This is a genomic window from Staphylococcus sp. HMSC14D10 (assembly GCF_001808125.1).
In the GTDB taxonomy this organism is placed as follows: domain Bacteria; phylum Bacillota; class Bacilli; order Staphylococcales; family Staphylococcaceae; genus Staphylococcus; species Staphylococcus haemolyticus.
In genome coordinates, this window is record NZ_KV792272.1 from 59,843 (window position 1) to 80,957 (window position 21,115).

Annotated in this window: 21 protein-coding genes; 20 read left to right on the forward strand and 1 reads right to left on the reverse strand. The window is 31.9% G+C overall.

Annotation, left to right across the window (positions count from 1 at the left end; genetic code table 11):
* Positions 1-84 precede the first annotated feature (84 nt).
* Together ebpS and ypdA are read left to right on the forward strand one after the other, a co-directional pair.
* Entirely contained in the window at positions 85-1,716 is a 1,632-nt protein-coding gene (ebpS, locus tag HMPREF3134_RS11085) for an elastin-binding protein EbpS (protein WP_240556435.1), read from the forward strand.
* Positions 1,717-1,878: 162 nt separating this feature from the next.
* Entirely contained in the window at positions 1,879-2,865 is a 987-nt protein-coding gene (gene ypdA / locus HMPREF3134_RS11090) for a bacillithiol disulfide reductase YpdA (protein ID WP_070442938.1), read from the forward strand.
* Positions 2,866-3,042: 177 nt separating this feature from the next.
* Here ypdA and HMPREF3134_RS11095 read toward each other — a convergent pair whose 3' ends face one another.
* Entirely contained in the window at positions 3,043-4,017 is a 975-nt protein-coding gene (locus tag HMPREF3134_RS11095; protein ID WP_070442941.1) for an asparaginase, read from the reverse strand.
* A 75-nt stretch (positions 4,018-4,092) separates the two neighbouring features.
* On the opposite strand from HMPREF3134_RS11095, the gene cmk reads away from it, so the two are divergent.
* The 18 genes from cmk (at position 4,093) to bshA (ending at position 21,115) form a co-directional block, all read left to right on the forward strand.
* Entirely contained in the window at positions 4,093-4,749 is a 657-nt protein-coding gene (cmk, locus tag HMPREF3134_RS11100) for a (d)CMP kinase (protein WP_011275729.1), read from the forward strand.
* 311 nt (positions 4,750-5,060) lie between these two features.
* Positions 5,061-6,239, forward strand: a complete 1,179-nt coding sequence (gene rpsA, locus HMPREF3134_RS11105) for a 30S ribosomal protein S1 (protein ID WP_070442944.1) — start codon at positions 5,061-5,063, stop codon at positions 6,237-6,239.
* A 224-nt stretch (positions 6,240-6,463) separates the two neighbouring features.
* Entirely contained in the window at positions 6,464-7,774 is a 1,311-nt protein-coding gene (gene der, locus HMPREF3134_RS11110) for a ribosome biogenesis GTPase Der (RefSeq protein WP_070442947.1), read from the forward strand.
* Positions 7,775-7,789: 15 nt separating this feature from the next.
* A complete protein-coding gene (locus tag HMPREF3134_RS11115) occupies positions 7,790-8,788 on the forward strand; it encodes an NAD(P)H-dependent glycerol-3-phosphate dehydrogenase (protein ID WP_059747522.1) in 999 nt (332 codons plus the stop codon).
* A 168-nt stretch (positions 8,789-8,956) separates the two neighbouring features.
* Positions 8,957-9,229: an HU family DNA-binding protein gene (locus HMPREF3134_RS11120; RefSeq protein WP_011275733.1), complete on the forward strand. Its 273-nt coding sequence runs from the start codon at positions 8,957-8,959 to the stop codon at positions 9,227-9,229.
* Between the two features lie 210 nt (positions 9,230-9,439).
* Complete coding sequence (locus tag HMPREF3134_RS11125; protein WP_070442950.1) at positions 9,440-10,027, forward strand: heptaprenyl pyrophosphate synthase subunit A; 588 nt, start codon at positions 9,440-9,442, stop codon at positions 10,025-10,027.
* Positions 10,020-10,739 (forward strand): demethylmenaquinone methyltransferase, encoded by a 720-nt coding sequence (locus HMPREF3134_RS11130; protein ID WP_070442953.1) that lies wholly within the window; start codon positions 10,020-10,022, stop codon positions 10,737-10,739. The genes HMPREF3134_RS11125 and HMPREF3134_RS11130 overlap by 8 nt, the downstream gene beginning before the upstream one ends.
* A gap of 12 nt (positions 10,740-10,751) precedes the next feature.
* Positions 10,752-11,708, forward strand: a complete 957-nt coding sequence (locus HMPREF3134_RS11135) for a polyprenyl synthetase family protein (RefSeq protein ID WP_011275739.1) — start codon at positions 10,752-10,754, stop codon at positions 11,706-11,708.
* Between the two features lie 147 nt (positions 11,709-11,855).
* Positions 11,856-12,305 (forward strand): nucleoside-diphosphate kinase, encoded by a 450-nt coding sequence (gene ndk / locus HMPREF3134_RS11140; protein WP_037537054.1) that lies wholly within the window; start codon positions 11,856-11,858, stop codon positions 12,303-12,305.
* Between the two features lie 302 nt (positions 12,306-12,607).
* Complete coding sequence (aroC, locus tag HMPREF3134_RS11145) at positions 12,608-13,774, forward strand: chorismate synthase (protein WP_070442956.1); 1,167 nt, start codon at positions 12,608-12,610, stop codon at positions 13,772-13,774.
* 32 nt (positions 13,775-13,806) lie between these two features.
* Positions 13,807-14,871, forward strand: a complete 1,065-nt coding sequence (gene aroB / locus HMPREF3134_RS11150; RefSeq protein ID WP_070442959.1) for a 3-dehydroquinate synthase — start codon at positions 13,807-13,809, stop codon at positions 14,869-14,871.
* 12 nt (positions 14,872-14,883) lie between these two features.
* Positions 14,884-16,182 carry a 3-phosphoshikimate 1-carboxyvinyltransferase gene (gene aroA / locus HMPREF3134_RS11155; protein WP_070442964.1) on the forward strand — a complete coding sequence of 433 codons (1,299 nt, stop codon included), beginning with the start codon at positions 14,884-14,886 and terminating at the stop codon, positions 16,180-16,182.
* A gap of 6 nt (positions 16,183-16,188) precedes the next feature.
* Positions 16,189-17,433 (forward strand): tetratricopeptide repeat protein, encoded by a 1,245-nt coding sequence (locus HMPREF3134_RS11160; RefSeq protein WP_037550462.1) that lies wholly within the window; start codon positions 16,189-16,191, stop codon positions 17,431-17,433.
* Positions 17,434-17,468: 35 nt separating this feature from the next.
* Entirely contained in the window at positions 17,469-17,984 is a 516-nt protein-coding gene (locus HMPREF3134_RS11165; RefSeq protein ID WP_080287547.1) for a YpiB family protein, read from the forward strand.
* 22 nt (positions 17,985-18,006) lie between these two features.
* A complete protein-coding gene (locus tag HMPREF3134_RS11170; protein ID WP_070442966.1) occupies positions 18,007-18,606 on the forward strand; it encodes a DUF1405 domain-containing protein in 600 nt (199 codons plus the stop codon).
* Between the two features lie 44 nt (positions 18,607-18,650).
* Positions 18,651-19,349, forward strand: a complete 699-nt coding sequence (locus HMPREF3134_RS11175; protein WP_037550453.1) for a zinc metallopeptidase — start codon at positions 18,651-18,653, stop codon at positions 19,347-19,349.
* Positions 19,350-19,639: 290 nt separating this feature from the next.
* Complete coding sequence (locus HMPREF3134_RS11180) at positions 19,640-19,957, forward strand: nucleotide pyrophosphohydrolase (protein WP_011275748.1); 318 nt, start codon at positions 19,640-19,642, stop codon at positions 19,955-19,957.
* A 27-nt stretch (positions 19,958-19,984) separates the two neighbouring features.
* Positions 19,985-21,115 carry an N-acetyl-alpha-D-glucosaminyl L-malate synthase BshA gene (bshA, locus tag HMPREF3134_RS11185; protein WP_070442969.1) on the forward strand — a complete coding sequence of 377 codons (1,131 nt, stop codon included), beginning with the start codon at positions 19,985-19,987 and terminating at the stop codon, positions 21,113-21,115.

The following is a 21,115-nucleotide window of genomic DNA, read 5'->3' on the forward strand; positions in this document are numbered from 1 at the left end:
AAGAAATATTTAAATACTATACATATTTCACGCTTTGTGGGGTATATGGTATGTGATATTTAAATAATTATTTAAGAGAGGATGATGACCGTGTCTAAAAATAATTTTAGAGATGATTTCGAAAAAAATCGTCAGTCTATTAATTCTGATGATCATTTCGAAGATAATACAAACGAGTTTGATGAAAATTCAAATGAGGCCAATGATTTTGATAATCAATCAGACCAACAATTCCCACCTAGAAACGCACAAAGACGTCAAAGACGACGTAACCAAGCTACTAATAAAAACAGAAAATTTGATAATCAAAGTTCTGATTCAAATGCTAATGGTTCACTTGATGATCGACACGATGAAGACTCTTTCAATGAGTTACAACACAATCAGCAAGAAGAGCATCTAGATAACGAGCCAATACATAAGGATGACAAACGTTCTTTTGATAGAGACTTTAATGATGATGCTTCACGTAGAAATAATCGTCATGAAGCATCAAATAGAAAACATGATAAAGACTATGATAATGATAGTTTGAATGATGAGGATCGTCATCGTCGTAATCATGAAGAAAGTATCGATGAGCGTCAAGATAATCGAAATCACAAAGATCAACAAAACAAAAAGTCTCGACATGGCAAAGACGCTGATATAGCTGGAGGTTCCGCAGTCGCTGGAGCTGCTGGTGCTAAAGCTGCAAAAGACAAACGTAAAAAAGATGCACATCATGACTCAAAATATAACGAACATAAAGATGATCGTGGTTTAAATAACGATAATCAATATGATCAAAACAGAAAACATGATAAAGACCTTCATGACGACCATCTTGACGCCAAAAATAACCATTCTAAAGAAGAACCCAAAAAAGGTAATAAAGGTAAAAAAGCAGCAGTTGGTGCCGGTGCAGCTGGTGCGGCTGGCGCAGCTGGAGTAGCAGCTGCAAAACATAAAAAAGACCATAAAAATAATAATCATAACCATAAAGATAATCATAGCCATAACAGAGATCATCAAGACGATCATAGAAATCATAAACATGACGATGGTAATGATGGATTCCAAGCTCACAATGGTAAAAAGAAACGTGGTCTAGCAGGTATTTTACTTCCACTTATCGCTTTATTACTTATTCTAGCTGCACTTGCTATCTTTATTGGAATGTATTTAAACAACGATAAAAAAGATAGCAACCAAGCAGATAACAAAACAGAACAAACTGCTAACAAAGATAACAACAAAGATAGTAAAGACAAAGCTAGTAATGATAGCGACAAAGACAAAGCAAGCAGTGACAAAGATAAAGACAAAGTAACTAATGATGACGACTCAAATGACAAAGCTACAACAGACAATGAATCATCTAGTAATTCAAGTGATGATAATAGTAGCACTTCAGATAATAGTACTTCATCAAATTCATCTGATAACGTTTCATCATCAGATAATATTGGTAGTAACTCAAATAGTGACAATAACAATGGTAACTCTCAAGCTACTTCAAACAGTAGCAGTCAAAGTAACAGCAATAATAATCAATCAAATAGTTCTAATTCAGGACAACAAACTCACGTAGTATCAGGTAATGAAAACTTATACCGTATCGCTATTCAATACTACGGAGAAGGTACTGTTGAAAATGTAAATAAACTTAAACAAGCTAATGGCTTATCAAGTAATAATATTTCTAACGGTCAAAAATTAATAATCCCACAATAACTTAATCATCATTCTAAAGAGACTGAAACAAAATTGTTTCAGTCTTTTTTTGTTTCAATGCACATATAATTTTAATTTTATATAAATATTGTGAGTGCTATTCTATTTAGAAATAGCGAAACAACTGCTATAATATATGGGTGATTAAAGGAGGCCAATGACATGCAAAGCATAGAAAGTATTATTATCGGCGGAGGCCCATGCGGTTTAAGTGCTGCTATTGAACAAAAAAGAAAGGGTATTGATACATTAGTCATCGAAAAAGGGAATGTTGTAGATGCTATATATAAATATCCAACACACCAAACATTTTTCTCATCTAGTGATAAATTAAGTATCGGTGATATTCCTTTTATAGTCGAAGAAAGTAAACCCCGACGCAATCAAGCACTAGTATATTATAGAGAAGTTGTTAAACATCATCAGTTAAATGTTCATGCATTTGAAGAAGTACTCACTGTTAAAAAAATTGACAATAAGTTCACAATAACAACTACTAAAGATGTTTATGAGTGTAAATTTTTAACTGTTGCAACCGGTTATTATGGTCAACATAATAAGTTAGAGGTTAAAGGGGCAGAACTTCCTAAAGTACAACATTATTTTAAAGAAGCACACCCGTTTTTTAATTTAGATGTTACTGTCATAGGTGGTAAAAATTCTGCTGTTGACGCTGCATTAGAATTAGAAAAAGCAGGTGCAAATGTAACTGTACTATACAGAGGTGATCGATATTCAGCTGCCATTAAACCATGGATATTGCCAAATTTTGAATCATTAGTTAATCATGAAAAAATCACTATGGAGTTCAATTCGAACGTTACTGAAATAACAGAGAATAGCGTGATTTATGAAAAGAACGGTAAAGTTACAGAGATACCTAATGATCATGTATTTGCAATGATAGGGTATCACCCTGATTACGATTTCTTAGAATCTATTGGAATTGAAATTAATACAAATGAATATGGAACTGCTCCAGTTCATAATAAAGAAACTTTTGAGACAAATGTTGAGAATTGCTATATTGCTGGCGTAATTGCTGCAGGTAATGATAATAATGCAATCTTTATTGAAAATGGTAAATATCATGGCGGGATTATTACTCAGAGTATTTTAAGTAAAAAGCAAACACCACTTGAAAGTTAAGGACAGAAGTATAAAACAGCAGTATAGTTAATAAGAGCTGAGAACGACGCAACATTAGTGTCTTCTCAGCTCTTATCATCCTTATGAAGATAAATTAATATGATACCAAAAGATTATTAAGTAGTAACTTCTCAAGCAAATCAAATTAAATCACATTATTTTTCTAAAATCTTGTAATTAATTTTGCTTTTCAAAATAATTTTTTAATTCTACAATATTGAGTTGATTACTTAGGCCAATTAGTAACTTAAGTCTTGCTTTAGGACCATTTAATCCATTTGAAAATATTAAACCTTTATTCGCTAATTGAAAGCCACCACCTTCATAGGCATAAACTGGACTTACAATCCCATTAAAAGATCTAGAAACTAACACAATAGGTATATTATTATTTAAACAAGATTGGACACCTTTCAAGCAACTTGGAGGTAAATTTCCTTGGCCTAAAGCTTCAATGACGATACCATCTACGTTTTGTTGCGCATAAAAATTAAATATGTCACTTTCCATACCCATATAAGCTTTTATCAATGGTACTTTCAACTGATAATTTATTATTTTAAATGACTGTTGTTTATAAGGTTGATTATAGAATTGAACATTATCTTTAGTTAATATTCCTAATGGTCCTTGATTTGGACTTTGGAAGGTATTGATGTTAGAAGTATGCGTCTTCGTTACATTTCTAGCAGTATGTATTTCATCATTGAATACGACCATAACGCCTTTGTCATTTGCTTCACTAGAAGAGGCTACACGAATTGATGAAATGAAATTATATAATCCATCGGAACCAATCTCATTAGAAGATCTCATTGCACCAGTTATAACAACAGGACATCTAATGTCTAATAATAAATCTAAAAGGTATGCAGTCTCTTCAAGAGTATCAGTACCATGTGTAATTACAAAACCATCATATTTATCTGTCTCATTAGCTTCAATAATTATATTTCTCAACTTCTCGACATTTTGAATTATTATATGAGGAGACGGAATGTTAAATGGATGAATTTCATCAACATCAGCGTATTGGCCAATAATGTCTCTATAAAGAGATATTGGATTCACATCATTTGTTACTACCTGACTAAATTGGTTTTGGGACATACTAATTGTGCCACCAGTATGTATAACTAATAATCTTTTCATTTCGTTCCTCCTATTTTTAATTTACATATTTATGATAAAATAATACAAATAAAACAACAAGGAAGGATAAATAATATGGACTTAATTAATATTGCCTTGGATGGTCCTGCAGCTGCAGGTAAAAGTACTATTGCACGACAAGTAGCTAGTAAATTGTCTATGATTTACGTTGATACAGGTGCAATGTACCGTGCGATTACTTATAAATATCTTCAAAATGATAAACCAGAGGATTTTAAAACACTCGTTAATCAAACGACGTTGGAATTAACCTATGACAAAAGTAAAGGACAACGAATTTTATTAGATAATCAAGACGTCACTGATTTTTTAAGAGAAAATGATGTAACTCAAAATGTATCTTATGTTGCTTCTAAAGAACCTGTTAGAACATTTGCAGTTGAAAAGCAGAAAGATCTAGCAGCTAAAAAAGGAATTGTTATGGATGGCCGAGATATTGGCACAGTAGTATTACCAGATGCAGAATTAAAAGTGTTCATGATCGCTTCAGTTGAAGAAAGAGCTGAAAGACGTCAAAAAGAAAACGAACAAAGAGGTATCCCATCAACACTATCACAATTAAAAAAAGAAATAGAAGAAAGAGATCATTACGATATGAATCGGGACATTTCACCTTTAAAAAAAGCTGATGACGCCGTCACAGTGGATACAACTGGTAAAACGATTGAAGAAGTGACTGAAGAAATAATGACTTTGGTTAACAATATTTAGATAAATAATGACAGCTATTTAGAGTGATTCGTACTTAACTAAGTTTAAAGTGCGAATTATTTTAAATAGCTATTTTTATTCTATATAATTAAAAGTGGTAACAATTAAGCACTTTTTTAATCGTATAACATACATTTAGTTCGTATAAAAATTTTAAATTTTCAAAAGTTATAAATCAGTTAAATTTTCATTTTATAATTTTAATAATTGATAATTTTTTTAAGAACTTATGAAACTAAAGGGGAATTTCTTGACAATTCTACTGGTTTATAAGATGTTATATGTATGTAGTGTATAAGGAGGCAAACAAGATGACTGAAGAATTCAATGAATCAATGATTAATGATATTAAAGAAGGTGACAAAGTCACTGGTGAGGTTCAACAAGTTGAAGACAAACAAGTCGTAGTTCATATTAATGGTGGCAAATTCAATGGAATCATTCCAATTAGCCAGCTTTCAACTCATCATATTGAGAACCCAAGTGAGGTAGTTAAACAAGGTGATGAAATTGAAGCATATGTTACTAAAATCGAAGTTGATGAAGAAAATGACTCAGGTGCGTATATTCTTTCAAAACGTCAACTTGAAACTGAAAAATCATATGAGTATTTACAAGAAAAACTTGATAATGACGAAATAATTGAGGCTAAAGTTACAGAAGTAGTTAAAGGTGGCCTGGTTGTAGATGTAGGTCAACGCGGTTTTGTACCAGCTTCACTAATTTCAACTGATTTCATTGAAGATTTCTCTGTATTCGATGGACAAACTATTCGCATTAAAGTAGAAGAATTAGATCCTGAAAATAATAGAGTCATTTTAAGCCGTAAAGCAGTAGAGCAAGCTGAAAATGATGTAAAAAAAGCTTCTTTATTAGAATCACTTAATGCTGGTGATGTTATTAAAGGTAAAGTCGCTCGTCTAACTAACTTTGGTGCTTTTGTTGATATCGGTGGCGTAGATGGTTTAGTCCACGTTTCTGAATTATCTCATGAACATGTTGATTCTCCAGAAGATGTAGTTTCTGTAGGTCAAGAAGTAGATGTAAAAGTTAAGTCTGTAGAAAAAGATGCTGAACGTATTTCACTTTCTATCAAAGATACTTTACCTACACCATTTGAAAGCATTAAAGGACAATTTCATGAAGATGATGTTATTGAAGGTAAAGTTGCGCGTTTAGCTAACTTCGGTGCTTTCGTTGAAATTGCTCCAGGTGTTCAAGGTTTAGTTCATATTTCAGAAATTGCTCATGAACATATTGGCACACCAGGTGAAAAACTTGAGCCAGGACAACAAGTTAATGCTAAAATTTTAGGTATAGATGAAGAAAATGAACGTATCTCACTTTCAATTAAAGCTACATTACCTAAAGAGGACGTTGTTGAGAGCGATGATGCTACAACTCAATCTTATTTAAGTAATGATTCAAATGAAGACAATCCAACATTAGGTGATGTCTTTGGCGATAAATTTAAAGACTTAAAATTTTAATCTCAAGTTATTATACAAACTCATTCCCAATTAAAGTTTAAGACTTTAATTGGGAATTTTCATTTTCTCACAATTTAAAGGATCATAATGGTAATTAAATTATGAAATGTAGCGAGATTTATTGTTTTAAAAACCATATTTTTGCTTAACTTACATACTTAGTTTGAAATAAGTAGGTCATATGATAAAATTATAGAGATTTTAGAAAGAGAGGAAGTTAGCTTATGACGAAACCTATTGTAGCTATTGTAGGTAGGCCTAATGTAGGGAAATCTACAATATTTAATAGAGTAGTAGGTGAACGTGTTTCAATTGTCGAAGACACACCTGGTGTTACACGTGATAGAATATATTCATCAGGCGAATGGTTAACACATGAATTTAATATTATTGATACTGGTGGAATAGAAATAGGAGATGCTCCTTTTCAAACCCAAATAAGAGCACAAGCTGAAATCGCAATTGATGAAGCAGATGTCATTATCTTTATGGTGAATGTACGAGAAGGTTTAACCCAAAGTGATGAAATGGTTGCACAGATGCTATATAAATCTAAAAAGCCTGTTGTATTGGCCGTTAATAAAGTAGATAACCCTGAAATGAGAAATGACATTTTTGACTTTTACTCATTAGGTTTTGGAGATCCATATCCAATATCAGGATCACACGGCTTAGGTTTAGGAGATTTATTAGATGAGGTAGTTAAGCACTTTAATGAAGAAACTGAAGATCCATATGATGAAGATACTATAAAACTCTCAATAATTGGTCGTCCTAATGTAGGAAAATCTAGTTTAGTAAATGCAATTCTTGGTGAAGAACGCGTTATTGTATCAAATGTTGCAGGAACTACTAGAGACGCTGTTGATACTGAATACAGTTTTGATGGACAAGATTATGTTTTAATAGATACAGCAGGTATGCGTAAAAAAGGGAAAGTGTATGAATCAACTGAAAAATATTCAGTACTACGTGCACTTAAAGCAATTGAACGATCTAATGTAGTCTTGATTGTAATCGATGCTGAGGAAGGTATAATTGAGCAAGATAAACGTGTTGCAGGATATGCTCACGAAGAAGGTAAAGCAGTTGTCATTGTAGTGAATAAATGGGACACAGTTGACAAAGATAGTAACACAATGAAGAAATTTGCTGATGATATCAGAAATCAGTTCCAATTTTTAGATTATGCTCAAATTGCTTTTGTTTCTGCTAAGGAAGGCACTCGTTTACGCACGTTATTCCCATATATTAATGAAGCAAGCGAAAACCATAAAAAACGTGTTCAAAGTTCTACTTTAAATGAAGTTGTCACTGACGCTATATCTATGAATCCTACGCCAACAGATAAAGGCCGTCGTTTAAATGTATTCTATACTACACAAGTAGCTATCGAGCCTCCAACATTTGTTGTATTCGTTAATGATGTCGAACTAATGCATTTTTCTTACAAACGTTACCTTGAAAATCAAATCCGTCATGCATTTGGTTTTGAAGGAACACCTATTCACATCATTCCAAGAAGAAGAAACTAAGAAGGAGATAAAACTATGACTAAAATTACTGTTTTTGGTATGGGAAGTTTTGGTACTGCATTAGCTAATGTATTAGCTGAAAATGGACATACTGTTTTAATGTGGGGAAAAAATGAAGATAGTGTGAAAGAATTAAATGATCACCATCAAAATAAACGCTATCTAAAAGATGTCGTTTTAAATAGTAGTATTAAAGCAACTAGTGATATTAAAGAAGCCGTAAATTTTACTGATATATATTTAATGGCTCTACCAACTAAAGCAATGCGCGAAGTTACAAGTGAAATTGATAATTTAATTGATACTAAGAAAACTTTTATACATGTTGCAAAAGGGATAGAAAATGATACATTCAAACGTGTTTCAGAAATGATTGAAGATTCAATTTCAGAAGAACACAATGGTGGAATCGGTGTTTTATCAGGTCCTAGTCACGCAGAAGAAGTAGTGATTAAACAACCAACTACAGTCGCCGCATCATCAAAAGATGAAAAAGTTAGCAAATTGATTCAAGATTTATTTATGAATGATTATCTACGTGTATACACTAATAATGATTTAGTCGGTGTTGAACTAGGAGGAGCATTAAAAAATATCATTGCAGTTGCAAGTGGTATTGTAGCCGGCATGGGCTATGGTGATAATGCTAAAGCTGCTTTAATGACACGAGGTTTAGCCGAAATAAGCAGATTAGGTGAAAAATTAGGTGCTGATCCAATGACATTTTTAGGTCTTGGTGGTATTGGAGATTTAATTGTTACTTGTACATCAACGCATTCACGTAATTACACTTTAGGATTTAAATTAGGACAAGGCCAAACGATGGATGAAGCTTTAAATGAAATGAATATGGTAGTAGAAGGGATTTATACTACTAATTCTGTATACCATTTAGCTAAACAACAAAATGTTGATATGCCTATAACTAATGCACTTTACAAGGTTTTATTCGAAGATAATCCGGTTAAAGACAGTGTTAAAGATTTAATGGGAAGAGATAAAAAATCTGAATAAAGTGTAATATTACTCATTATCAAAAATTTTTCGCAGACTTGTACATAAAATACTGATATTTCAGTGTTTTAAGTGCATAAATTATTGCGGTAACATTAATTGTTGTGTTAAAGTCATAGCATAATGATATAAAGATATCATTATCATTCATCTGGAGGTGAACTCGTAATGAATAAAACTGATTTAATTAATGCAGTTGCAGAACAAGCTGATTTAACTAAAAAAGAAGCTGGTTCAGCTGTAGATGCTGTTTTCGAATCAATCCAACAATCACTTTCTAAAGGTGAAAAAGTTCAATTAATTGGTTTCGGAAACTTTGAGGTTCGTGAACGTGCTGCACGTAAAGGACGTAACCCTCAAACAGGTAAAGAAATTGAAATTCCTGCAAGTAAAGTTCCAGCATTTAAAGCTGGTAAAGCATTAAAAGATGCTGTTAAATAATTTACTTAAAAGCCCTATAAAGGGCTTTTTTTTATACATAAATCATTTTAGAGAATTAATGCATATAATTTATTACTATATTATGTATGTTGTTATTCCGTAATAGCTTTTCAATTCAATAAATAAAGTAATTGTAACGTTAAGTCGCTATATTTTATTTTTATTCATATAATGTTAAGATGTATAGTGATAATAACGTGAGGTGTGAACATGGAAAGAACTATAAGCAAATTAAATAGACAAATTAATCAAAAGCTTAAGGGAATTCATGACTATGAAGCTATTAACATAAACTCTAGATTGGGTGAATTATTAGATTGTTATGATATTCCTGAGAATGCTAAACTTGCTTGCCTCACTATCGATACTTCAATGAAACACCTTGATGAAATTACTCAAAATCAAAAGTCAAAGAAATCTATTTTGATTGGTGATTTGCTAAGTGCTCATTTTTATACGTTGTTAGCTGAAATAAATGATCCAACTTTTCAATTAGCAATGAGTAAAGCAATTGTTAAATCTAATGAATTAAAATCATCTTTACATCATCAAGTAATAGAAACTGAAGATATCTATGATGCAATTATTGAAATAGAAACAATCTTCCCATATATAACTTTGTCTCATTTCAGTAAAGAACAAGTAGCCCCTTTAAATTTGTATCAAAAATTAATTCCTGAGGTTGATGATTACTATCCATCTTACCTTAAAATGTATCAAGCCGCTGATGTACATCAGTTTTTAAAAGATATCAATCAAAGTTATATAGAGAAAAGTAGAGGTAATATTAATGACTGAAAATAATGCAAAAAAAGAACAAGTTCATACAGTCTTTCAAAATATTTCAAGTAAATATGATCGTTTAAATAACATAATTAGTTTCGAACAACACAAAGTATGGCGTAAACATGTAATGAAAGATATGCAAGTTAAAGTTGGTAGTAAAGCACTTGATGTTTGTTGTGGTACTGCTGATTGGACAATAGCCTTAAGTAAAGCAGTTGGTGCTCATGGTGAGGTGACGGGTTTAGACTTTAGTGAAAACATGTTAGAAGTTGGTAAAGAAAAAACCAAACATATGAACAATATTCATTTAGTACATGGCGATGCAATGAATTTACCGTTTGAAGATAATTCATTTGATTATGTAACTATTGGTTTCGGTCTACGTAACGTACCTGATTATTTAGTTGCATTAAAAGAAATGAACAGAGTCTTAAAGCCAGGCGGAATGATTGTTTGTCTTGAAACAAGTCAACCAACAATGCCTGTGTTTAAACAAGTTTATAAATTGTACTTTAAATTTGTAATGCCAGTATTTGGTAAATTATTTGCCAAATCAAAAGAAGAATATGAATGGTTACAACAATCTACGTTCGATTTTCCAGATAAGGATAAGTTAAAACAATTGTTTGAACATGCTGGCTTTAATAAAATTAAAATTCGTAGCTTTACAGGTGGCGTTGCTGCAATGCATCTAGGCTATAAACAAAAAAGTTCGACTAAATAAAAGGTGATTAACGTGGCAAAGTTAAACATGAATAGCGAGATAAAAAATGTAGAAAAACGCCTTCAAAAAGCTATTGAAAGCAATGATCCAATATTACGTGAAGCCTCATCACATTTGCTTTCTTCAGGAGGTAAAAGAGTTAGACCGGCATTTGTTATATTAAGTAGTCAATTCGGTCCACAAAAGAAAACAGAAGACACGTATCGCGTCGCAGTTGCATTAGAGTTAATTCATATGGCAACGCTCGTTCATGATGATGTTATAGATAAGAGTGACAAACGACGTGGACGATTAACCATAGTAAAAAAATGGGATGTTACTACTGCAATACTAACTGGAAACTTTCTACTAGCATTAGGACTCGAACATTTATCTGAAATTCGTGACAATCGAATTCATCACATAATTTCAAATTCAATTGTAAATGTAGGACTTGGTGAGTTATTCCAATTTCAAGATCAATTTAATAGCGAACAAAGTATTACTAACTATCTGAGACGTATCAATAGAAAAACAGCTTTATTAATTCAGCTAGCAACTGAAGTAGGAGCAATTACTTCAGAAGCTAATGATGAAACCATTCGAAAACTTAAAATGATAGGTCATTATATTGGTATGAGTTTCCAAATAGTAGATGATATTTTGGATTTCACTAGCACTGAAAAGAAACTTGGCAAACCAGTTGGTAGCGATTTAATGAATGGACATATAACGTTACCAGTTTTACTTGAAATGAAAAAAGATACGTCATTTAAGAAAAAAATTGCTGCTCTAAATCATCAATCTGAATCTCAAGAGTTTAAACCTCTAATTGAACAGATTAGAAATTCTTATAGTATTAAAGAATCAAAAGCAATTAGTGACAAATATTTAGCTAAGGCGCTTAAGTTAATTGATGAACTTGATGAACCCAATGCTCAAAGTCTTTTTATTAAATTAATAAAGAAAATGGGATCACGTAGTGTTTAGAACGAAAAAATATTGAAAGCGCTTTAACAACCTGTTACTATTGAATTGTAGCAGGTTGTTTGTTACACAATATTACTATACATAAATAAACATTTATATTTTAAGTCTTAAATTAATCAGACTTAATTCACAGGGGGATCAATTACGATGGAAAGAACTTTCTTAATGATTAAACCAGATGCAGTACAACGTAATTTAGTGGGAGAAATTATTTCACGTATTGAAAGAAAAGGGTTAAAACTTGTCGGTGCTAAATTAATGACAGTTCCTCAATCTCTAGCTGAAGAACACTATTCCGAACATACTGACAAGCCATTCTATGGTAAATTAATTTCATTTATTACTTCAGCACCTGTTTTTGCAATGGTTGTCGAAGGTGAAGACGCTGTAGATGTATCAAGACATATTATAGGTAAAACAAATCCTTCTGAAGCTACGCCAGGTTCTATAAGAGGAGATTTAGGTTTAACAGTAGGAAGAAACGTAATTCATGGTTCTGATTCAGTTGAATCAGCACAAAGAGAGATTAATTTATGGTTCAAAGAAGAGGAATTAAGTAGCTACGAAGCACCTAGAGATACTTGGTTATATGAATAGTAAATTGAAATATTTTATTAAGCGTTTACAATTCAAATTGACTTTAGTTGATTGAAATAAGTAATTTCTTAAATTAAGCATATATTCAACATTTTAAAGGTAGGACAATGAATTCAAAATGAATTCTGTCCTACCTTCTTTTTTAATTTGAATATTAAATCACTAATCTATCATTTGATAATTATTAAAATATTCTAATAAATTAAAAAATACTGTAGCACACTAGTTATGTTATAAGGTTGAATGTGATATGATAACACATATCACAATTTAACGTAGTAAAGGGAAAGGAGCGTATTCTCATGAGATATTTAACATCTGGAGAATCACATGGTCCTCAATTAACAGTAATTATTGAAGGTGTGCCTGCTAATTTAGAAATTAAAGCGGAAGATATAAATAAAGAAATGTTTAAACGTCAAGGTGGCTACGGTAGAGGACGTCGTATGCAAATTGAAAAAGATGCAGTAGAGATTGTATCAGGAGTCAGAAATGGATATACACTTGGTAGTCCAATTACGATTGTTGTCACAAATGATGATTTCACACATTGGAGAAATATTATGGGTATTGAGCCTATTTCTGATGAAGAAAAAGATAATATGAAACGTACGATTACAAAACCCCGTCCTGGACACGCAGATTTAATCGGTGGTATGAAATATAATCATAGAGATTTAAGAAATGTTTTAGAACGTTCATCGGCTCGAGAGACAGCAGCACGTGTTGCAGTAGGTGCAGTTTCTAAAATTCTTCTAGAACAATTAGACATTCACATGTATAGTCGTGTTGTTGAAATTGGTGGTATTAAAGATGAAGGTTTATATGATACTGAAACATTCAAACAAAATATTGATAAGAATGACGTACGTGTAATTGATGAAACTATCGCTCAAAAAATGAGAGATAAAATTGATGCTGCTAAAAAAGATGGCGATTCAATTGGTGGTGTTGTTCAAGTTATGGTTGAAAATATGCCTGTTGCAGTCGGTAGTTATGTGCAATATGATCGTAAATTAGATGGTCGTATAGCACAAGGTGTTGTAAGTATTAACGCATTTAAAGGAGTAAGCTTCGGTGAAGGATTCAAAGCTGCTGAAAAACCAGGTAGCGAAATTCAAGACGAAATTTTATATGATAATGAAATTGGATTCTATAGAGGCTCCAATCATTTAGGTGGCTTTGAAGGTGGAATGACAAATGGTATGCCAATTATTGTTAATGGTGTTATGAAGCCAATTCCTACTTTATATAAACCACTTAATTCCGTTGATATTAATACTAAAGAAGACTTCAAAGCCACGATTGAACGTTCTGACAGTTGTGCAGTACCTGCAGCAAGTGTTGTTTGTGAACATGTTGTTGCTTTTGAGGTTGCTAAAGCCATTACAGAAGAGTTTCAATCCAATCATATCGATCAGCTAAAAACCCAAATTGATGAACGAAGACGCCTTAATATTGAATTCTAATAAATTATTAGGTAAGGAACGAGGTATTTCATATGCAATTACAAACAACTTATCCAAATAATAATTATCCAATTATAGTTGAACATAATGCTTTCGAGGAGTTATCTGAATATATACAAGACTATGATAAAGTGTTTCTTATCATTGATGAGTACGTCGATTTTAACTTTAAAACTAAGTTTACACCGTTACTTGAATCAACACATATATATAAGATAATAGTTCCAGCTGGTGAGAAGATGAAGATGTTTGAACATTATCAACAAACGCTAGAACACCTTCTTGAATACAATTTAACACGTAATACTTGTTTAGTTGCGATAGGAGGCGGTGCTACTGGAGATTTCACTGGATTTCTTGCTTCATCTTTATTAAGAGGTGTTGATTTCATACAAGTACCTACAACAATACTTGCCCATGACTCTAGCGTGGGAGGTAAAGTAGGGATTAATTCCATTCACGGTAAAAATTTAATTGGCGCATTTTATAGACCAAAAGCTGTGATATACGATTTAAATTTCTTAGCAACATTGCCTTATGACGAAATACTAAGTGGGTATGCTGAAGTTTATAAGCATGCACTATTAACAGGTCAAGTTGCAGTAGATGACATTGAAAAACACTTCTCCACAAAAGAAAAACTAGAATCTTTGAATGATATAGATCAGTTTATTTTCAAAGGAATTAAAGCTAAACTAAACGTCATCATTAAAGATGAAAAAGAGCACAATATGCGAAAGTATTTAAATTTAGGACATACATTCGGTCATGCCGTTGAGTACAAGACTAAAATACCACATGGTCATGCTGTTATGATTGGAATCATTTACCAATTTATAGTTGCTAATACTTTACTTGATACACAATTCGACATCTCATATTATGCTAAGTATTTAAAGAAACTTCATTATCCAGTTCAAATTGTTCAGCAATTAAACTTTGATGATATGTATCACTATATGCTAACTGATAAGAAAAATAACGGTGAAGGTATTCAAATGGTATTACTTGAAGAACTTGGAAAACCACGAGTATGTCACGTTGAAAAAACTATATTAATAAAAGCATTTAACGATTTACAACTAGTATTAAAGTAGGTGGATTACAGTATGTCAAATGAGCAAATAATAGATATAAAAGGGCCTTTAATTGGAGAAATTGAAGTGCCCGGAGACAAGTCAATGACCCATCGAGCGATTATGTTGGCGTCTTTAGCAACTGGTCAATCGATTATATATAAGCCTCTTTTGGGTGAAGATTGTTTACGCACAATAGAAATATTTAAATTATTAGGTGTTAACTTACAGCTTGCTGATGAAAAGATTATAGTTGATTCACCTGGTTATAATAAATTTAAAACACCACATCAAACACTATATACTGGAAATTCTGGTACTACAACCCGATTATTAGCTGGTTTACTAAGTGGGCTCAATCTAAATTGCGTTTTGTCCGGTGATGCTTCAATAGGTAAACGACCTATGGATAGAATAATGAAGCCACTCAGATTAATGGGGGCAAATATTACTGGCATTGACGATAATTTTACACCATTAATTATTAAACCCGCTTCCATTAATGGTATTACCTATAAAATGGAAGTAGCCAGTGCACAAGTCAAAAGTGCATTATTATTTGCAAGTCTATTTTCTAATGACAGTTCTAAAATTACTGAGTTAGATGTAAGTCGAAATCATACTGAAACAATGTTTGAACATTTTAATATTCCGATTAGCATTTCTGGTAAAGAAATTACTACTCAACCAAATGCTATCGAACATATAAAAGCTAAAGATTTTTATGTGCCTGGTGATATCTCTTCAGCAGCATTCTTTATAGTGGCAGCACTTATTACTCCTGGTAGTGATATTACAATTCATAATGTTGGCATCAATCCAACTCGTTCAGGTATTATAGATATCGTTAAACAAATGGAAGGAAATATTGAATGTTTAAATATCACAGATACATCAGAACCTACTGCATCAATCCGTGTTAAATACACACCAAACTTAAAACCTGTTCTTATTGAAGGTGATATAGTTCCAAAAGCTATTGACGAGTTACCAATTATTGCACTATTGTGTACACAAGCAAGTGGTACTAGTATTATTAAAGATGCAGAAGAATTAAAAGTGAAAGAAACTAATCGAATTGATACGACTGCAGACATGCTCGGTTTATTAGGGTTTGAATTGCAACCCACTGATGACGGACTTATTATTCATCCTTCAGAATTTAAAAAGTCAGCAACCGTAGATAGTTTAACAGATCACCGAATAGGGATGATGTTAGCTATTGCATCATTATTAAGTGATGAACCACTGAATATCCGTCAGTTTGATGCAGTAAATGTATCGTTCCCAGGTTTCCTTCCTAAATTAATGCTTTTAGAAAATGAGGGATAAAACAGTATGGAAGATATCTATAAATTAATAGACGATATCAATCTTCAAAAATTAGATAATTTAGATTCTCGTGTAAATGATGCTTTAACTTCTAATAATGACGATGCATTATTTATTCTTGGTGAAACCCTATATAATTTTGGTTTAACACCTCAAGGTCTAGAGGTATTTAGAACTTTATATCATAAATATCCAGATGAAAGTGAATTACTTATATATTTTATTGAAGGTCTAATGTCAGAGAATCAAACTGATGAAGCATTAGAATATTTAAGTCAAGTTGCAATATCAACAGAAAAATTAATGTTAGAGGCTGATTTATATCAGCAAATTAATATGACAGAAGTTGCCATTGATAAATTAATTGAAGCTAGGGAATTAGAGCCAAATGATCCAATCATCCATTTCGCATTAGCTGAGATGCTATATTTTGATGGTCAATATTTGCGCGCTACACGTGAATATGAAGTCGTATTAGATACGGGTGAATACGAAGTAAATGGTATTAATTTATTTGCTCGTATGGCAGATTGTGCATTACAAAGTGGAAACTATAGTGATGCGATTAATCTATATGATGAAATTAATGAAGATGAAATGACTTCTGAAGATTTCTTCAAAAAAGCAATCGCGTATGAAAAAAATGATATCACTCATGAAGCCATTAAAATTACTAAGAACCTTCTATCGAAAGATCCCGATTTTATTCAAGGATATTTCTATTTACAATCACTTTATGAAAATGAAAAAAATTATCCTGATGCCATTGAGACCGGCAAAGAGGGGTTACGTTTAAATCAATTTTATAAAGAATTGATGGTTTCAACAGGAAGTTTAGAAATTGAACATGGTGATGCAAATGAAGGTGTTGAATTACTAAAACAAGCACTTGAAGTGGACAATGCTTATCATGAACCTTTATTAATTTTGAGTGATTTGTTCCGAAATGAAGAAGATTATGAAGCAATCATCGCATTGCTATCATATGTGGATGAAGATGATTTGGACCCTGTATTCATGTGGCATTTAGCTCATGCATTTGGCCAAGAAGAACGTGATAAAGAAGCACAACATTTCTTTGAACTAGCTTATCCTACAATGAAAACTCAAAGCGCTTTCTTAAATGACTATTACTATTATTTAATCGAAATCGGTTATAAAGAAAAAGCGAAAACAATATTACAACAATTAATAGAAATGGACCCTAGTAATGAGACATGGCAAGAAGAAGCCAATCGTCTTGATTATTAATGTAGGTGATTCTTTTGACTCAAACACTTACACAAATGAAACAAAGTTATATTGAATATGCTTTGTTTCATTATCATTTTAAATCACGAATTAGCGTGTGGATTTTAAATTATATTAAATCTCATACCGAGTTACTAGAACATGTACATTTTGTAAACCAAAGAATATTTGACCATAAAACGTTAGAACTTGCTTTAACAAATACAGATGCACCAGCAATTAGATTAGTTAAAAATAATCACTTACTCATTAATACAAATGAGATATTCGAATACGTAACAACTCATCATAACGACTTCGATATTCTTATTCATTTTTCAGACCAACACTCGATAGATTTTAGATTCAATGATTTAATTATTCATCAATTAATGTACTCTCCTCAGTACATGGCTTATCTAAACACAATTTATAATTTACCTCTCGATTCTACAAAAGTGCATTCGCTAGTAGAACACTTACGACATAATATAGATTTAAGCTTACAACTTAATGATCGAGAACAATTTTACCAATTAACACAGATTTTAGAAGTCCTTGAAAACCGATAAAGCCACAAAGGAATTTAATCACATGCTTACATTAAAACAGATGTGGGAGTTAACCTTATATCGCCACTCTTGCTTAATCTTTTTACTTATTTTCAACATACTCGGTACCTTATATGGATTTATTTGGTATGGTGATCAATTAGTTAAAACACCTTGGTATTTCTTGCCATTTATACCAGATAGCCCAATCGCTTCACTTTTTTTGTGTATTGTTATTATTTGTCTCATTTTTAATAAGCATATCCCATTTGTAGAGGCGCTTGCATTCGTAACTTTAGTTAAATATGGACTTTGGGCAATAATAATGAATATTCTCATGATTAATCTAGATCAAAACTTAACCATAATGAATGTTTTTTTGATTATGAGTCATGGTATTATGGCGATTCAAGCTATTTATTTCTATCCTCGTTTAAAAATTAGGATTAGTGGGCTATTAGTGGCAATGATCTGGGTACTTAACAATGACTATATGGATTATGTTTTAAATAAGTACCCGTACTATGATTTTATTGAACAGCACAAAGAGATGGTAGGCTATATTGCTTTCTGGCTAAGTGTTTTTGCACTAAGTTTATATTATAATTTTAAAAAAATCTTATCGGTTAAATTATTTGATTAAATACAAGATAGTCAGTAGAATATGATTAAAGGAGAGTGGAATTATTGTCTATAATGTCTTATATAATATATATTGTCATTATTATGCTCATTCCTATGTGGGCACAACACAAAGTAAAATCTAACTATGAAAAATATGCACAAGTAAGATCAACAAGTGGTAAAACTGGTCGCGAGGTAGCAGAAGAAATACTTCATGCAAATGGTATTTATGATGTTGACGTAGTAAAGGGTGAAGGTTTCTTAACAGACCACTATGATCCTAAAAAGAAAGTTGTTTGTTTATCTCCTGCAAACTTCGATAGACCTTCAGTAGCTGGTACAGCTATTGCTGCACACGAAGTTGGACATGCGATTCAACATCAACAAGGGTATGCATTTTTAAGATTTAGAAGTGCATTAGTACCACTAGCTAATTTAGGTAGTTCATTAAGTTACATGATTATCATGTTAGGTATCATCTTAACAGCTATGGGTAGTGCATTTGGCTCAACAGCTTTATGGATTGGTGCTGGGTTAATGTCACTTGCAGTCTTATTCTCAATCGTAACTTTACCTGTTGAATTTGACGCAAGTTCAAGAGCAATGAAACAAATAACTGCATTAAACATTGTAAATGAAAAAGAATATAAACATGCTAAAAAGGTTCTTTCAGCCGCTGCAATGACTTATGTTGCTGCTACTGCGACAGCTGTTGCAGAACTAGTTAGAATTATTCTAATCGCTAAAGCAAGTGATAATTAATGAAATTAGGGTTATAGGTATAAAAAACAATGATGTAAAAACTACTATAAATTTTTAGTAGTTATTTAAAACTTTGAATGTTCAAATACCAAAATTTTTAACTTTAGATATCCTTATAAGAGAGTAGAACAATGAATTCAAGATGAATTCTGTTCTGCTCCTTTTTTATTTTTTAAATATAGCAGTATGATTTAAAATATAGTCTGTTCTTTTCATATTCATAAAATGCATGATTTTTTAATATGATATATACTTAATAAGAGTCAATAATAAAGGAGAAAGTGATCGTAATGAAATCTATGAAAGAAATGCAAAATGAAGTTGATGCGTACATTGGACAATTCAAAGCTGGTTATTTTTCTCCACTGGCAAATTTAGCACGTTTAACAGAAGAAGTTGGAGAACTTGCTAGAGAGATAAACCACTATCATGGTGAAAAGAAAAAGAAAGAAACTGAAGAAGATAATACAATTAAAGCTGAATTAGGAGACAATTTATTTGTTTTACTTTGTATAGCTAATTCATTAGATATTGATATGACTGAAAGTTTTAATGAAACAATGGAAAAGTTCAACACTAGAGATAAAAATCGTTTTGAACGCAAATAAATATAAACAAGAGGAGGATAGATTTTCATGAAAATAGGTATCACATGTTATCCATCTATGGGCGGTTCTGGTATTATTGCTACTGAGCTAGGAATAAAAATGGCAGAAAGAGGCCATGAAGTACATTTTATAACTTCCAATATTCCTTTTAGAATACGTAAGCCTTTACCTAATATTACTTTTCATCAAGTTGAAGTAAATCAATATGCAGTCTTTCAATATCCTCCATATGATATTACTTTGAGTACTAAAATTTCAGAAGTTATAAAGGAATACGATTTAGATGTATTACACATGCACTATGCAGTACCTCATGCAGTTTGTGGAATTTTAGCACGTCAAATGTCTGGAAAAGATATTAAAATAATGACCACGTTACACGGTACTGATATCACAGTGCTAGGTTACGACCATTCACTCAAAGGCGCCATTAAATTTGGGATTGAGCAAAGTGATATTGTTACAAGTGTGAGTCACTCTTTAGCACATCAAACTAAATCAATCATTGAAACCAAGAAAGAAATTGTTCCTATTTATAATTTTGTGCGTGAAAATGAATTTCCAACACGTCATGATGAAACGCTTAAAGAAGTATATGGTATTAAACCTGATGAAAAGGTACTTATACATGTATCTAATTTTAGAAAAGTGAAACGCATAGATACTATATTAGAGACATTTGCTAAAGTTCATAAAAACATACCAAGTAAATTAATCTTGTTAGGAGACGGTCCTGAATTATTAGACATGAGAAAGTTAGCGCGTCACTTAGGTATCGATAGTGATGTACTATTCTTAGGCAAGCAAGACCAAGTAAGTGAATTTTACCAAATGTCTGATTTAGTACTTCTATTAAGTGAAAAAGAAAGCTTTGGATTAACTTTGCTTGAGGCAATGAAAACAGGAGTAGTGCCGATAGGTTCTAATGCTGGTGGGATTAAAGAGGTTATTAAACATGATGAGACTGGTTTCATTGTGGATATAGGAGATAGCACTAGTGCAAGTGAATATGCGTTACAACTGCTTTCAAATAAAGAATTATATAATAAAATGCAAACTGCTATGTTAAAGGATATTGATGTACGATTTGGTTCAGAATTAATAACTGATCAATATGAACACTACTATAGAAAAATGTTAAATCAAAAAGAGGATTAG